Source organism: Lachnoclostridium sp. An76 (assembly GCF_002161355.1).
In the GTDB taxonomy this organism is placed as follows: domain Bacteria; phylum Bacillota; class Clostridia; order Lachnospirales; family Lachnospiraceae; genus Mediterraneibacter; species Mediterraneibacter caccavium.
Genome location: NZ_NFHL01000009.1, coordinates 38615 through 54991, shown reverse-complemented (window position 1 = coordinate 54991; position 16377 = coordinate 38615). Strand labels below are relative to the sequence as shown.

Sequence of the window (16377 nt, the reverse complement as noted above, 5' to 3'; positions counted from 1 at the left end):
TTGCGGTTTGCCGAAGAAAAAGTTAATAGAGAATTGGATCCCCTTGAAGGAATTGTCAGCTTCAGCCATACGTGACAAGGCACGAAAAGGACATCCGGGTAATCTGCATCTGTGGTGGAACCGTAGTCCCATTGACTCATCAACAGCCGTACTTTTCTCTGCTTTGGTTGATGAGGATGACGCGGAGGCAAGCGAGCTGATTACAGAAATTGCAAATAATCATTCTGGAGCAGTACGGTCAGCGAGGGAATATGTAAAAAGCAAATATTTGGATGAAGGATCTTTGGTGACAGCTGATCCATTTTCAGGATTTGGCGGCTTGGTTATTGCCGGGAAAAACATAGGTGTACCGGTGGATGCCAGTGATTTAAATTCCTTGGCTACGCTTTTGACGAAAGCAGTAGCGGAGATCCCGATTCGTTTTGCAAATATATCTGCGGTTCATCCCGGAAGTCAAAAGGAGTTTTCTTCAGGGAGTAGGGGGCTTGCTGGAGATGTGTCTCATTATGGAAAAAAGATTGGCGAAGAAGCCAGAGAGATATTAAAGTTCCTTTATCCAGAAGAAAATGGAAAAGAAGTTTTCTCCTGGATTTGGGTTAGAACTACAGAATGTGCAAATCCGGCCTGTAAGGCCAGAATGCCTCTTGGAAGCGGGTTTGTTTTATCCCAGAAAAAGGGGAAGGAATACTGGGCAGAACCAATTCTGGCGGAAGGCAAGACCACATTCCGGATTCATCGGGGGATTTGCCCAAAGGAAAAGATGACAAATAAAATCGGAGTCATAGGCGCGAAATTTGTATGCCCTTTCTGTGGGGAAAAGGTAACAGAGGCCTATGTAAAGGAGCAGGGAGTAAAAGGAAATGTTCGAAATCTGCTTATGGCAGTAGCTGTATCTGGGGAAGATGGAAGAGATTTTTATGCTCCGTCAGATCGGCAAATCCGTGCGGCAGACGTGGATGCGCCGGATGAACTTCCTGTGGGAAAGCTGCCGGACAATACCAGATGGTTCAGTACTCCTGCCTTTGGAATGTTGGAATATAAGGATCTCTATACTTCACGGCAGTTAAAGATGCTTTGTGAACTGAGTAATCTGATACAAAAATACCGAGATGTAGTTGTTTCCGATGCCAGAAAAGCAGGTATGGATGATGATCAGATCGGCTTAGAAGACGGAGGAAAGGGTGCATTGGCATATGGACAGGCCGTCAGTGTTTATTTGGCTCTTGTGTTGGGGAGGATGACGAATTACCATTCTACGATCTGCACCTGGGATAATCGTAAAGGCAATATACGGGCTTCATTTACAAGGCAGGCAATTCCTATGACGTGGACCTTTGCAGAAGGAAATCCGTTTTCAGATGCAACAGGAAATTACGAAAGCTGTCTTAAAAATGTTGTGGAATCAATTCGTAATCTGTCTTGCGGTGGGAATGTATTAGTTACGCAGGCTGATGGAATAAGACGGGATTATTCCCCCAACAGTATTCTTTTTACCGAGCTTCCATATCTGGATAATGTGGGATATGCAGATTTGTCTGACTATTTTTATATCTGGCTCCGTAAGTGTCTGCTTGATGTATATCCAAAACTATTTGAGAAGATTGTGACATCGAAGGAAGAACTGTCTTCGATTCCAGAACATTATGGCGGAGATGCCAGGAGGGGGCGTACCGCATATTTTGATGGAGTTCGCAAATTCTTTCTGAATTTTGCCGCATATGCATCAGATGATTATCCGTCCATGGCATTTTATGAATACAGTAAAAGTGATGAGGCGATGATTAAGAATAATGGAAATACGGAAAAATCTGCATGGGAAATATTGCTGCAGAGCATCATAGATGCAGGATTTCAGATTACAAGAGTATGGCCAATTCGAACAGAAAAGGCGAATGACAGATTTGAGTCTGTAAGAGTGCTAGTGGTATTTCGAAAAAGGAAGGCCGAGGCGCAGAAAACCACGCGGCGGATGTGGACTAATAATTTGCGCAGGGAGTTGCCGGAACTATTAGATAGAGATTATGCTCATGGTGTGGCAGATGAGGATAAATGGATTTTGGCCATGGGGCTGGGTCTGTCTGTTTTCACAAGATATGAATATGTCCTGAATGCTGATGGAGGAAAGATGCATGTTCATGATGCATTGCAGTTAATTGAGCAGGAAACAGCAGACTACAAAAGAGCGCATTTACCAGAGTTAACAAATGAGGAAATCAGGGAGGGTTAGACATGCAGGAGAATTACGAACTTGTTCAAAAGGGATTTCGTATCTTACATCCGATTCTTGCCGGATATATCGGGCAGGAACTAAACCGAGAATACCATAATGAATGGTGGCAGGAAGTATTGACTACACTGGGGGAAAAAGGCCGTGACCTTCCTGACAGCGGGGATTATGCGGATTTGGTGGATTCGATGGACATTGCGACCTGTCTAAGGTTAATTGACTGGAAGTGGAATGTTTTCCGGGCAAAGCTGTCAATCGATTATCGTACATGGTCCAAGGAGTTGATGGGTATTCGGAATAACACGGCTCACATCGGACAGCAGGATCTGGACAGCAGGTATGCGGAAAGAGCCCTGGATACGATGGCACTTCTGAGTGAGGGCTTTGGCGATACGGAGTGTACTGAAAAAATCAGGGCTCTTTACCGCACAGTGCGCTATGGATCGGCGGATGGATCTACAACTGTGAAGGATATGGAAGCTGCCGTTCCCGATAAGAAAATAAAAACTAGCATCGGTGTATTAAAACGAAATGTCGGCCATAATCTTCCAAGTTGGCGGGAGGTCATGCAGCCTCATCCGGATGTGGCAGAAGGAAGATACAGGGCTGCGGAATTTGCTGCAGACCTTGCCCAGGTATCCCGGGGAGAAGGAGCGTATGAGTACAGGGATCCGGTCGAGTTTTTTGCCCGTACATATGTTACAGAAGGGATGGCAGGACTTTTGACGGAATCTTTACAGAGAATCTCTGGAAAAGGCGGCGAACCTGTCATTCAGCTGAAAACTGCGTTTGGTGGTGGAAAGACGCATAGTATGCTGGCTCTTTATCATATTGCTAGAGGCGGAATCAGCATTGCAAGAGTACCAAATCTGAAGCATGTACTGGAAAGGGTTGGTCTGGATGAATTTCCGAGAGCAAATGTAGCGGTTCTGGTAGGAACTGCTCTTGATCCGACGAAAAAGAGGAATCCGGCTAATCTTCCCAAGTATACAGTAAGCACTATATGGGGCGAAATGGCTTACCAGCTTGTTACATCCGCAGGAAGACCGGATCTTTATGCGATTGTAGCAGATGCAGACAGAAAGGGTGTCTCTCCGGGATCAGAAAATCTGAAGATTCTGTTGAATGAATGCGGTCCCTGTCTGATTCTTATGGATGAGTTGGTTGCTTATGCTAAGAAAATTTATGGCGTGGAAGGTCTTCCGGCCGGTTCCTATGATAATTTTATCACATTTATTCAGGAAATCACAGAGGCGGCACGTGCGAGTGAAAACAGTATTGTAGTAGCATCTATTCCGGAATCAGAGATTGAGATCGGCGGTGAAGCAGGGAAGACTGCGTTGGAAACGATTGAGCATACGTTTGGTCGAATGGAATCCATCTGGAAGCCGGTGGCGGCCAATGAGGGATTTGAGGTTGTGCGAAGAAGATTGTTCCTGGACTGCAAGAATGAAGAGGCCAGAGATGAAGTCTGCAATGCATTCAGCAGCATGTATCAGGAGAATAGTACGGATTTTCCGATTGAGGTGAAGGAAGTGAGTTACCGGGACAGAATGGTTGCTTGCTATCCAATCCATCCGGAAGTCTTTGACCGGCTCTATGAAGACTGGGCAACTTTGGAGCGTTTCCAGAGAACAAGAGGTGTTCTGCGTCTGATGGCAGCAGTGATTCATGAATTGTGGATGGCAAATGATGCGGGTGCAATGATCATGCCGGGGTCCATTCCACTGGATATGCCAAATGTGAGAGACGAATTGGTGAGACATTTGCCGGATACATGGAACAGTATCATCGATCGTGAAGTGGATGGTAAGGATTCGATTCCTTATCAGAAGGATAGGGCGAATGTCCGCTATGGTCAGAAATTGGCCGCAAGGCGTGTTGCCCGGACAATCATGTTGGGAAGTGCTCCTACAGTTCGAGATCAGGCAGTAAGAGGTTTGGAAGCTGCGAGAATCCGCCTGGGTGTGGTACAGCCCGGAGAAAATATATCCGATTTTAATGATGCATTGAATACTCTTCACGGTTCTCTTTCATACCTTTATAATAATGTAAATGGAAGTCGGTACTGGTATGATACAAGACCTACTTTGAGAAAGACGGCAGAAGATCGTGCTTCTCAGGTGAGTCAAGAGTCCGTAAGTATGGAAATTGAATCCCGGCTGAAAAAGCTTCGTAAGGAACAACCTTTTGCGGGAATTCATCCGTGCCCGGCCTCTTCACTGGATGTGCCGGATGATCAGGCAGTGAGACTTATCCTCTTAAGAACAGTCGATACTTATAAAAGAACTGCGAAGTCCTGCAAAGCGATGGAGACGGTGAATGAGATTTTGAATCATCGCGGTTCATCTCCGCGGATTTATCGAAATATGATTGCGTTTGTAGCACCGGACTATGATAATCTAAATTCTTTGGAGACAGAAGTAAGACGTTTTATTGCATGGAAGTCTATCATGTCCGAAAAAGACGAGCTAAATCTGGACGGAAATCAGATCAGAGAGACAGACAATAATCTGAACCGCAGTAATCAGACCGTAGCGCTTCGTATAAAAGAAACCTACTGTTGGCTGTTGGTTCCGTTTATTGATCCAAACGAAGATTTGAAGACTATTCAGTGGGAGATCAGTAATATTGGCGGTGGAGATGAAAATATTGTAGCCAAAGCTGCTAAGAAGATGATACAGAACGAGCAGGTGATCACAAACTGGGCGCCGGCTCTTTTGCAGATGTCCCTGGATGATCTGCTGTGGAAAGACAGTGATGATATCCAGATAAAAAAACTGTGGGAATATTTGAGTACATATTGTTATCTGCCTCGATTGGCCAATTATTCTGTTCTGGAAGATACAATTCTTCGCGGGGTTGCATCAGATGAATATTTTGCTTTAGCCGGTGCTTATAATAAAAACCGGTATGTGGATTTGAAATATAATAAGACTGTATTTTCAGTAAATCCGTCGGATCTGTTGGTGAAAATTAATGTTGCATTGAAACAGATTGCAGCGGAAAAACAAGAAGAGTCGCATACTGGCGGAACTGCACAAACAAGTGATCAAGAAGGAATTGGTCATGGGGAAAATGGCAGTGTGTCTGGCGGAGGTGGACAGACAGGATCAGGAAACTATACTGGCGGAGGGAATACCTCAGATTTTCCAAAGAATACCAGATTTTATATGAGTGCAAAACTGGATACAACGCGGGTGAACCGGGATATGAATAATTATGTCCAGGAAATAATCCAGCATCTTATGGCGGTAGATGGTAGCAATGTTGAACTGACTTTAGAGGTAAATGTCCATGCTCCAAAAGGGATTCCTGCTTCCACTGTCAGGACAGTATCAGAGAATTGCCGGACATTAAAAATCACAGATTTTGGGTTTGATGATTGATACACTTTTGCTATTTGTAAACAAGAATGGATCCATCTGCGGATGATTTCGCAGATGGGTCCCATAAACTTAGTTGTGACTCACAGTGTCCATATATTCGTCAAAGATCGGGCGAAGAGTAAGGATCCAGCCGTAAAGTGTCCGGTACGGTTTGCCGAGAATGACGGAAGCTTCCTTGAGGGTGTGCTCATGCCCAAGAAGTTCCACCAATTCCGTGTATTTACTGTATTTCGGATGTTGTGCCTTGATAAAGCGGATCAGGCCATACAAAAGTTCCATGTACTTGTCCGCCTGATTGAGTGGATACGGTGATGCGGGATCAAAGGGGGCCTCATTTCCATGGTCATCGGTGACGATGAGGGTAGAGAAGAAAACCTTGCCCTTTGCTGATTTGAAGGATCTGTAATACGGACACTTAGCGCAGTCGTTCATAATGGTTTTGGGAGCGGTGCCGCCTGCCTTGTATTCAGGATTTGGGATCCTGCCGGGGCAGAATCTGGACTTACCGCCTGTTCCTCCGATGATGCAGCGGTTTTCCTGTTTGTAGCGGTATTCTTCCATCCACTGATCCCTCTTGAAGGTGTCATAGGTGGCTTTATCGACTTCCAGTTTGATAGCCGGAACCATTTCGCCTTCGACACGCATCTTGGAGAGAGAAGTGCCGATGCGCTCCTGTTCGGAGGCGGCTTTGTACTGGCGAATGCCTTCCTCATCGGTTTCAAAGAGTACATAATATTTTTTGTCGCTGGTTTTCTCAGAAGTGTACTTATTCATAATAAAATCTCCTTTTTCACGGCGATTGCCTGAAATCGGAGGATGCACACTGCTGAGACTGTCCTTGCCGTTGGCCTGAAAAAAGGCACACAAACAAAGAGGCAAGGCACAACGTTTCAGACGGATCCTGCGGATCTGGCCGAAACGGTATGTGCATCCTCCTGCTTATGCGCGCTTAGATCAAAGCAATCAGATTCAATTTTTAAAGTGCTGTATTGTTATGGTTGGATCATTGATCCAGTGTGTTGGGTGGGCGGATTTTGTACATAGTCAATGCCTCCTGTGATTAAGAGAAGATATTGTCCTTCAGGTCAAGGGATACTTTGAGACCCAAATTGAAACGGATTTCGTCCTCTGGTCGTAAGGTGTCTACAACTTCAATGATGTCATCGCGGTCGATTGTCATGATCTGTCCGCACTTGATCATTGCAGGCTTGTAGTCAAGACCGGCATACCACTGGATTGGCACATTGGTTCTGATGTCCAGGCGTTTCACCTTGGATGTGATGTAGCAGATGATCACGCTGTCGGAATAACGGTTTCCCATATTGTTCTGACAAACGACAGCATAATGGTCGCCCTGCATGATGTGACTTCCGGCTGAGCCGGGAAAAGGGTTCTTTACGAACACGATAGAATTACGTTTAATATCTTTTTTCATATTTGAAATCTCCTTGTCGCTGATGGACTCTCATTTACTCTGTGACTGTCCCCCCGTCGAGGACCTTCCTTCGAAGGTGGCGCAGGATAAAAAGGTTCTTTATCCTTTGCTGATAGGAGTTTCGGGTTTATAAAGTTTGGGGTCAATATACCTAAACAGGGCAAAATGGCTTTATAAGGTTTATTAGGTTTATTCTTTTTGAAAGGGGATAAAGAATGGGTGAAATGAACATTCCCTTCCTCTGTGGAGGCACCTTTTACATCCTGCTTTTGCAGGCATTAAAGAAAGACAGGCGTATCCGTCTCAATGAACTGGATGGGTACAAAGCAAAAGAAAAAGCGATTAACGATGTTACCTGCCTGAAGGGATTAGTAAGAACATTTTATGGTTTTAATGAGCATTTTTCGGACAGTACCTTCACTGCTCATAAGAATCAATATAAGTTGTGTGAAAAAAACAGCACGGACTGGCTGCGGTTTGAGACTCAGTATTTAGTCGATGCGTATGATAAAAAGGTCAGAGGCAATTACGCTCTTGCGCTGGAGGAAATGGATAGCTTTATCGATGCTTTTATTGATGATGGTGATCTTGGAAAGAAGCTGGTCAGAGCACTGCTTGAGGTTATTGATCTGGACAGAACGATAGAAGATGATGCCGAATTTGTGGTACAGGCCGGTGGCAGAGTAATAGATAAAAAGGGGCTTTTAAAGCTTTCTAACATTGGTGCAAGGCCGTTTCTGCTGTCTGTATGGCACTTTATCATAACGAAACGTGGATCGGAAAACACTTTGGGTGCCGAAACTGTTGGCCAATGGCTGCACCATAAAACAAGCCAAGCTCCTTACAAATATGTAGGTACTGTTGGAGAGCGCTACGCTTTGGATAAGGAAATATCGTTTAAGAAGGTTGTGACCAACTCTGTAGATGAATCTGGAACACCGGAAAGCACAGAATATACGGATTCAGATAATAAGGCGGAAGAGGATCGGGACGATGAATATTGTAAACAAAGAGAAGCTGGAGGACAGGGAACAAATCAGATTTTGAATGCCCAAACAGTATTCAATCAAAGAGCAGAGAAGATCGTGAATATTGAGCATGTAGAACACTTACAGATATAGGAGTAATCAATCATGGCAAATGAGATACAGAAGACCGGCCCTGCAGGTCTTTCAAATAATGTAGCAGGAGTAAATCAGCAGGCAGAGAAGATTGTTAATGTGAATCGCGCGGATTCTATCACAACCGGAAATATCACCAACAATATGTATTTTGCAGCCACGGATCAGAGGCAGGCAGTAATCTCCGGAAATTATGGAACCAGTCATGAATACTATAATCTCTTTGTGCAATTTGAAGAGACATTTTATGATCAGGGACATTTTTATGTGACTAAAGATCGTGCATTGAATTCCAAACTCACATCGGACTATATACGGGATAAGGTCAACGGGTTGGAACCGGAGGCAATCGAACAGATAAAGACATTCCCTGCCATTTTCTGCTCCGAGAATCATGAAATGGGGAAAACCGATGATGATCAGATGGCATACTACGGGCTGGTTACGGACGTTAAAGTCCAGGATAACGGGATCAAGATATATTACAGAGTATTGAATGCGCTTCAGCAGAAGATTCTTAACGAGAACTTATTTGATCTTGGGATAGATGGTAATGATAGATTCAATGAGTTGAATCATACTCACTGGGCAATCAAGAGAATCGATCTGGTTACGACATTAAAAGAGATAGGCGTTTCTGTATTCACTCTGTCTTAAAGGAGGCATTGCTAATGGCGGAGAAACTGGTTACAGGTATACAAGAACTGACAATATCGTCAGCGACATACCACGGGGTAAAAATCAATCCTACATACGTAAATTATTTTTTTGGAAACAATGGTGTAGGAAAAACAACTATTGCAAGAGAGATAGCGAAGCTGAAGAGGCCCGCAAATGAATTGTCCGGTGGCGAAGAGCCAAAGGGTGTTCTTTTCGAACCGGGAAAAACGCACAGAGACTTTAACTTTCTTGTATATAATGATGATTTTATCCGGGAGAATTTCCGTCAGTTAGAACATCTGCCAGGTGTCTTCATGATTGATAAAGAAGGTATTAAGCAGGAGGATGACCTAAATGCCACAAAGAAAGAAAAAGACGATGTGGATCGGGAGTATGGAGAGCTTCTTAAACAGAAAAAGCTGAAAGAATCCGTGCTGACAACCATGGGAACTACGTTAGAAAATGATTGTTGGAATCTGACAAAAGCGATCAGAGAAAAGTTCCCTGAGACTCAGATGTCTGGCACTAAGACAAAGAAAGGGTTTCTGTCAAAGATCCGGACAGTGCAGGCGCCTACCGGTCACGATGAAGATGAATTGAAAAAACTGTATGATACGGTATTCGATCGGAATGCAAGAACATATAACCTCTTTAAGCGGATTTCTGATACAGAAGTGATGGACACAGTTCCTGGATTGGAATTGCTTTCAAAACGTATTGTTAGCAGTAGCGATACGGATTTTGCAAGATTTATAAAAGCACTCAATGCAACGGACTGGGTTCGTCAAGGGCATGAGAAATATCATAATACGCCCGACGGTAAATGTCCTTATTGTCAGCAGAAGATGCCGGCGACTTTTGAGAAGGATCTGGCGGATTGTTTTGATGAATCATATCAGCAGGAAGTCAGTGCTTTGGGGCAATTACTTCAAGCGTACAAAACAGCCGGTAATAATCTTTGGAGGGTTCTTCAAGATAACCTTCAGGATGTATATCCCAAAATAGATCCGACGGAATATCGCGATAAGATGACAATTCTGAAGAATGCCATTGGTGCAAATATCCAGATTATCGAACAGAAAATCAAGGAACCAAGTAGCGAAATGCTTCTTGATCCCATTGCACCTTACTTAGAGGAACTGAATGAGCTTATTGATGAATTCAATACACAGATAAAAGAGAACAACAACATTGTTAATGCAGCAAGAACCAAAAAGAAAGAATGTACTGAACAAGTATGGGAATTAATGGCATTCCGGGTAGGGGATACCATTGCCAAGTACAATTCTGATCTTGAAAAAGTCTTGGATGATCAGAAAAAAATAGACGATGCGTCAAAGAAAAAACAAGCTTATGCTATGTCGCTTGCTGAAAAAATCAACGAGCTGAATAAGCATACCGTGAATACAGAAGAAGCAATCGCAAACATGAATAAGATGCTTAGAGATTCAGGATTCCAAGGCTTTAATATTCAGGAACATCCTGCCAGCAAGAACCAATATCAGATTGTTCGAGAAGATGGTACGGTAGCGGACAGGCTGAGTGAAGGTGAAAGAAACTTTATCGCATTCCTGTACTTCTGTAATTTGGTTCATGGCAGCGGTTGTACTCGAGATGCCCAAGTTATAATTACGAATCATGGAGAAGAGATGATCACGGATGGCCGTGATATGCGTGATAAGATAGTAGTAATCGATGATCCGGTTTCCAGTATGGACAGCAGCACCTTATTTATCGTTAGTTCTCTGGTGCGGCAGATGATTTCAATCTGCCTTAACAATGTCACATTAGGAGAAAAGCCAGAGAAGGGCGATTATATAAAGCAGATATTTATTCTGACTCATAACGCATATTTCCATAGGGAAGTAACAGTGAACCAGGAAAAGAACTATCTGCGAGTATCCTTTTATTTGATCACGAAGTATGACAATAAGTCTGTGATTAAGCACTGCATTACGAAAAACGAAGCTGCTCCTTCAGAAAAGAAAAATTATAATCCAGTGCAGAATTCTTATGCCGCATTGTGGACGGAATATAATGAAGTTAAGAGTTCTATTACATTGAAGAATGTGATCCGGAGGATTCTGGAGTACTATTTTATCCAGATCTGCGGCTATGATGGGCATACACTTCAGGATATCATTCTGGTAAAGAATCGTCATCGGTTTGTGAAAGTAATTGATGAATCTACAGGGGAGGAAGATACAATTGAACTTCGCATGGTGTCGTCTATGATCAATTACCTTGCGGCTGATTCGTTTGGAGTAAATGAAGGTCTGCATTTTGTTGAGGATAGTATCGCACCGGAGATTTATAAGGATCTGACAAAGAAGATATTTGAAGCAATGGGGCAGCCACAGCATTATCAGATGATGTCGTCCATATTTGTGTATGAATAAAAATAGCACCGCCAGGGCAGCAGCTCCGGCGGTGTTTTACGTCAACTATCCTTTTGATAAAAATCGCACTGATATCCATCTCCGCGGATCAGGATGCCCGGCATCCAGTCCGGAGATCTGCTCATGATGCCGCAGAGGCTCTGCACAGAGACCTCCGGGCTGCATTCGATGATCACCTCATCATGAACATGGCCGACGATCTGGCAGAAGGACAGGTTCCTCATGGCAAAGCACAGGAGATCCCGGGAGATTGCCTGAACGATGTTCTCCACGAATTTCGGACCGTAAGATTCGATCCTTTCCCATTTCTTTGTGGCGCCGATTCCTTCATAGGTGACGGATTCTCCGCCGAAACGGTTTTCCCCAATACGGGGTTTCACATAGGCAAGCTGCCGACCGGAGGGAAGGGTGATGAAGAGCATGCCGCTTTTGTAGGAGAAGCGTATGCCGCGGACTTCGGTTTTGATTCGCTGCCGGACGGTTGTCTTTACGGCATTATCTACATCCCACCAAAAATGTACGATGTTTGGATTAGCCTGACGCCAAGCGTTGACTAATGGCTGAAGTTCTTCTTCCTGCAGACCATTATCCAGGGCACCCATAGATTTTAGGGCGCCTACAGATCCGCCGTATCCGAGGGCAAGTTCAGCGATTTTGCCTTTTTGGCGGAGATGACTGTTGATACCGTGTTTCTCCACGGGAACGCCGAACATCTGAGAGGCAGAAGCACAGTAAATATCTTTTCCTTCAGCAAATACTTTAGAACGCCATTTTTCACCGGCGATATGAGCGAGGACTCTGGCTTCTATGGCAGAATAATCGCTGACAATGAACTTGCATCCCGGTTTTGGGATAAAAGCCGTGCGGATCAGCTGCGAGAGCGTGTCCGGGATGTCGTTGTAAAGAAGGTTCATGGTATCGTAATCTCCGGAACGGACAAGGGCGCGGGCTTCTGCGAGATCCGGGATGTGGTTCTGCGGAAGGTTCTGCAGCTGTATCAGACGGCCGGCCCATCTGCCGGAACGATTAGCACCGTAGAACTGAAACATGCCGTGGGCACGTCCGTCAGAGCACATGACGATCTGCATGGCCTGATATTTTCGGACGGAGGATTTTGCAAGCAGGAGGCGGAGTTTCAGGGCTTCTGTAATATTACCATCCATATTGCCAATGGAATCTTTGACAAACTTCGCAACTTCCTTCTTGCCGAGTGATTCCATTTCAACGCCCCGATCGGAGAGCCATTTCTTTATTTGTTGAACGCTGTTCGGATTATCAATCCCTGTGATATCCCGCATTTTTGACATGAGGGAAGCTTTGGATCTTTCATCAAAGGCGATGGCATTCGATACGAATTCTGGGTCAATCATGATGCCGTGGTCATTGATTTCCTGATCCAGGTGATATTCATCCCAGATAAAATCAGGGACAGGAAAACGTGCGAGTTTCTGTTTGATTGCTATTTCCACTTCCACATCACGGCGGTTGTATTCCTTAAAGAGGATCCATTTTTCACTGTCATGCTGGGGAAGGTTCCGGGTGCGTCCGCCGTTTGCCTTGGTAGGTTTGCATGGCTTGCAGAAATAGCGGATCAGGTCTTTGCCTTCCTTTAGCTTCTGATCCTGTAATTTCAGGACAGCACCAACGCCTTCCAGTGAGAGGGGAAGTCCCATGTATGCGGACCATATCATGGTACATTTCCATGAGGAAGGATCCAGATATTTTGAAGCCGGATCCTCAGGGATGCTGTATCCGCGGAAGTGTTCCGGGCAATGCCGCTTCAGCCAGTTGGAGAGGCAGATACGCTCGAAGGAAGCGTTGAAGGCCCATTTGGTTATATTTTCATCAGATAGTGCTGCAAGGATTTCTTCCGGAATGGTATCGCCGCAGGCCAGGTCATATACCTTAACGGGTCCGCCATTCACGGAGACTCCGAAGAGCAGTATCTCAAAATAGTCAGACTCAGCGTACTTGTATGCACCGCATTTGGTGATATCGATGTCGCTGTAAGTCTCCAGGTCGATTGACATTTCTCTGATTTCCATAGTAAATATTCCTTTATTTGAGAAAGGCAGCAGGCATGAAAACCCGCTGCCGTTTGTGTTTTATTCTGCCGGTATCGGTTCATTTTCTTTTTTGTACTGGAGAAGGCTGTAGTTGATATCGGTAAGAGATTTACGGACTTCATCATGCCATTCCGGCGCTTCATCTTCATAGGCTGTGTTGAAATGGTTGATAACCGGATGGCCGCACCAGTTATTATCCTGAAGATCCTCCATGTGTTCCTGCAGCATCCTGTACTCATTCCAGAGGATAATCGCCGGTGCGTCTAGTGCCAGCAAGCGCGTAAATCTGGCATTCCTCATACGGACGCGGTTCAGAAGATAAAGGATATCGTAAAGGGTATCGAAGTCTTCTGTATTCATGACGATATCATCAACCTCAATATCGGTCAGAGATACATCCGGAAGATCCAGAGACTGGCGGTAATAGCAGACTGCTTCTGATCCATACAGGTAGAATTTTGGAAGTTTGCTGCTGTTCTTCGTGTTTTCGATGAGCCGTAATCCATCGGCGTCCGGGAGCAGGAACTTCCGGTTGGTCAGAAGATCCACTGCGATTTCCCTTTGGGAGACCGTCATATCATTCAGGGCGCTGCGGAGGACGACAGGCTTGATAAGAGTGATGTTTTTCATATTGTGTTCCTTTCTTAAGGAGGCAACGGCAGCCATGTTTTGATGACTGCCGCCGGATTGAGTGTTGCAGGTTGTCCGCTTAGTTCAGGAAATCATCATCGTCTTCGGTATTGAAATCATCCTCAGCCCGGGACTTTCCGCCAAGAGGTTCGCCGTCGCGGATCTTCTGAAGGTTGTTCAGTCCGCAGGCAATGCCTTTGTTCCCGTTGGTGTTGAAGGCATACAGATTGATACTGGCCCTGCCGTACACGCCGGAATATACTTCGGAACGGTCGATGATCTGCTGTCTGTCTGCGTCTACAATACCGGGCGCTGTGGAAGAGTTGGCGTTGATGAAATAGGCGTTGGCGTAGACTGGATCATCGGGTCTTTCCAGGTCGCCGTCACGGAGCGGAGTCTTCAGGGTGGACAGTGCCGGGACGGATTTGCTGTTGCCTTTCAGTTTGCTCTGGCCTTCTTCATAAGCTGCCTGGATGGCGGCCTTGATCTTGTTGATGGTCGCGGTATCCGATTTCGGAATGATGAGGCTGACGCTGTATTTCGGTGTTCCGCCGTTGATGGATTTCGGATCCCAGACGTTCGCGTAGGACCATCTGGTGTTTATGCCTGTGATAACTTTTGTGGGATTAACAAATTTTGCCATAATATTTTTCTCCTTTATTCTTGAAAGTCTTCGATTGCTGTGTTTATTGCCGGTCGTTTATCGGTGTCCGGCACCAGTGTCGGCTTGCCGGGCGGTTTCGTGATAAGGTCGCCGAGAAGCTCTTCAAATCTCTTCTTCCCGAGAAGGGAAGTCATTGCCGTGATCCCGAGAAGTTTCTTCTCATAAGGGTCGAATCCATCGTTTGTGACGGCTTCTGCTACGGCGGCTTCATCTGTGAAACGCCTTGTGGATCTGCCTTCAACTACCTTGAAGCATGGGTACTTTGTTCCGCTTAAGGCTGACTGAAGGGCGAATTCCTTTACGTCTCCGGCCCATGCGATGAGTTCGTCAATCCGGGGGAGGATGGCAGAAATCTCTTCCTGATCCAGATTTACCGGCATCTCAAAATCATATTTTGCAAGTTCCAGATTGTATTCCGCACGCTTGCGGCAGGTAACCTTGACTGCGCAGAACTGGCAGTGATCTCCGGCATGGAAGTCGCCCTCGCCTTTGATGGCAAGTTCCGCTGCAGGTTTCAGCACGTTCTCAGCCCATGCAAGCAGGTCGGCTTTGCTGATGTCCCAGGAACTGATATTTTCGCGGCGGGGCTGGAAGATCGTCATACGGACTTCTTCTATATCATAGATACCGTCGTAGATATCCAGGGCTCCGAGGGCGTAACACATCATCTGGGGATTGTTCTCAGCTTCTACGAGAATTCCGACGCCGTATTTGAAATCAATGATATGAAGGATCTTGTCAGCAACGATCAGACAGTCGCCGGTTCCGAAGCCTTCCGGTACCCATCTGGAAAAGTCCAGCCGCTGTTCGATCAGGATCTGGGGATCGCTGCAGAGGGTTTTGGCTTTCTGCAGCTGTTCACAAACGTAGGAACAAAATTGGTCAGAGCAGTCATCCATCTCTGTATCAAAGTAGTCCAGGTTCTCTGTGGGATCAGGGGAATCGCGGCCAAGGGCTTTCAAGACCTTGTACTCACAGAGTGCATGGGCATCAGTACCCTGCTGGGCGTATGGACTGGATTTGTTGGCTTCCTTTGCGCAGAGTTTCGCGCTTGGTGGACAGGCAAGCCAGCGGTGTGACGATGATGCTGAGAGGATTGCGTGTTTACCTGGCATTTCCGATTCCCTTCACTTCAGCGGCAAGAGCCGCATAGTTTCTGGGGTCTACATCGGTAAGGCTTCCACCGTTGCCGTACTTTCTGACCAGGTTTCTGACATCCACTTTATAGATGCCGTCTGCCTCATTGGCTTTTGCTGCAAGCATAGCTCTGATCTCTTCCTTTGAATACGTTTTCTCTGGTTTAGATTCAGGCTGCTTTGCTTCCGGGGCTGCCGGTTCCTCTGTGGGAGGAAGTGGCTTTGCCGGAGCGGCTGAAGGTTCATTGTCAGATGAATAGAACGCTTTCAGTGCCCTGGCCGTCTCTGTTAGTGTTTCGCCGCATTCGATCAGGTTGTCCAGCAGCATGGACAGTTCATTCATTTTGCTCATCTTGTCTTTCTCCTTCCTTCATGATCAGGCCTGCGAGGCGCTTGGCGATGACGCTGATGATGATCAGGAAATCCGAGATTTCTTCATCCGTCGGCATGCTGCGCCTGCTAGGTCTTGTGGCTGGTTGACTCTGCATTCTCTTTGCCTCCTTGTCTGTATTTTCCTGAGTGGCTGTGTGCCTCTCTGCTGCTGTAAGGAGTTTTGGCAGCGAATTTTTTGTGACTTCCGGAAAGATTTTTTGGAAGCCGCCGCCGGATTTGCTTCTCTGATGTCGTAAGGAGTTTGGATCGGCAGATTT

13 protein-coding genes are annotated in these 16377 nt (G+C 45.7%); 5 read left to right on the top strand and 8 right to left on the bottom strand.

Going from position 1 to position 16377, the window contains the following annotated elements:
• The first annotated feature begins 7 nt into the window (after positions 1 to 7).
• Positions 8 to 2227: a DUF1156 domain-containing protein gene (locus B5G27_RS13415; RefSeq protein ID WP_162611254.1), complete on the top strand. Its 2220-nt coding sequence runs from the start codon at positions 8 to 10 to the stop codon at positions 2225 to 2227.
• 2 nt (positions 2228 to 2229) lie between these two features.
• Positions 2230 to 5616, top strand: a complete 3387-nt coding sequence (locus B5G27_RS13410; protein WP_087179373.1) for a DUF499 domain-containing protein — start codon at positions 2230 to 2232, stop codon at positions 5614 to 5616.
• 69 nt (positions 5617 to 5685) lie between these two features.
• On the opposite strand, the gene B5G27_RS13405 is transcribed toward B5G27_RS13410, so the two are convergent.
• Both B5G27_RS13405 and B5G27_RS13400 read right to left on the bottom strand, forming a co-directional pair.
• Complete coding sequence (locus tag B5G27_RS13405; RefSeq protein ID WP_087179372.1) at positions 5686 to 6390, bottom strand: hypothetical protein; 705 nt, start codon at positions 6388 to 6390, stop codon at positions 5686 to 5688.
• 286 nt (positions 6391 to 6676) lie between these two features.
• Complete coding sequence (locus tag B5G27_RS13400) at positions 6677 to 7051, bottom strand: type II toxin-antitoxin system PemK/MazF family toxin (protein WP_087179371.1); 375 nt, start codon at positions 7049 to 7051, stop codon at positions 6677 to 6679.
• Positions 7052 to 7266: 215 nt separating this feature from the next.
• On the opposite strand from B5G27_RS13400, the gene B5G27_RS13395 reads away from it, so the two are divergent.
• Genes B5G27_RS13395 through B5G27_RS13385 form a run of 3 tightly spaced genes read left to right on the top strand, consistent with a single transcriptional unit; the run spans position 7267 to position 11231 of the window.
• Entirely contained in the window at positions 7267 to 8172 is a 906-nt protein-coding gene (locus tag B5G27_RS13395; protein WP_087179370.1) for a hypothetical protein, read from the top strand.
• Between the two features lie 12 nt (positions 8173 to 8184).
• Positions 8185 to 8829, top strand: coding sequence for a hypothetical protein (locus B5G27_RS13390; protein ID WP_087179369.1), 645 nt, complete (start codon positions 8185 to 8187; stop codon positions 8827 to 8829).
• 14 nt (positions 8830 to 8843) lie between these two features.
• Positions 8844 to 11231 (top strand): AAA family ATPase, encoded by a 2388-nt coding sequence (locus tag B5G27_RS13385; RefSeq protein WP_087179368.1) that lies wholly within the window; start codon positions 8844 to 8846, stop codon positions 11229 to 11231.
• A gap of 41 nt (positions 11232 to 11272) precedes the next feature.
• Here the strand turns inward: B5G27_RS13385 and B5G27_RS13380 are convergent, their stop codons facing one another.
• From B5G27_RS13380 to B5G27_RS16080, 6 genes are all read right to left on the bottom strand, one after another.
• Entirely contained in the window at positions 11273 to 13276 is a 2004-nt protein-coding gene (locus tag B5G27_RS13380) for a DNA polymerase (protein ID WP_087179367.1), read from the bottom strand.
• A gap of 60 nt (positions 13277 to 13336) precedes the next feature.
• A complete protein-coding gene (locus B5G27_RS13375) occupies positions 13337 to 13927 on the bottom strand; it encodes a hypothetical protein (RefSeq protein WP_087179366.1) in 591 nt (196 codons plus the stop codon).
• A 79-nt stretch (positions 13928 to 14006) separates the two neighbouring features.
• Positions 14007 to 14570 carry a DUF2815 family protein gene (locus B5G27_RS13370; RefSeq protein ID WP_087179365.1) on the bottom strand — a complete coding sequence of 188 codons (564 nt, stop codon included), beginning with the start codon at positions 14568 to 14570 and terminating at the stop codon, positions 14007 to 14009.
• Positions 14571 to 14584: 14 nt separating this feature from the next.
• A complete protein-coding gene (locus B5G27_RS13365) occupies positions 14585 to 15706 on the bottom strand; it encodes a DUF2800 domain-containing protein (protein ID WP_087179364.1) in 1122 nt (373 codons plus the stop codon).
• Positions 15696 to 16079, bottom strand: a complete 384-nt coding sequence (locus B5G27_RS13360) for a hypothetical protein (RefSeq protein ID WP_087179363.1) — start codon at positions 16077 to 16079, stop codon at positions 15696 to 15698. The genes B5G27_RS13365 and B5G27_RS13360 overlap by 11 nt, the downstream gene beginning before the upstream one ends.
• Complete coding sequence (locus tag B5G27_RS16080) at positions 16063 to 16215, bottom strand: hypothetical protein (protein ID WP_162611253.1); 153 nt, start codon at positions 16213 to 16215, stop codon at positions 16063 to 16065. Before B5G27_RS16080 ends, B5G27_RS13360 begins: the two co-directional genes overlap by 17 nt.
• Between the last annotated feature and the right edge of the window lie 162 nt (positions 16216 to 16377).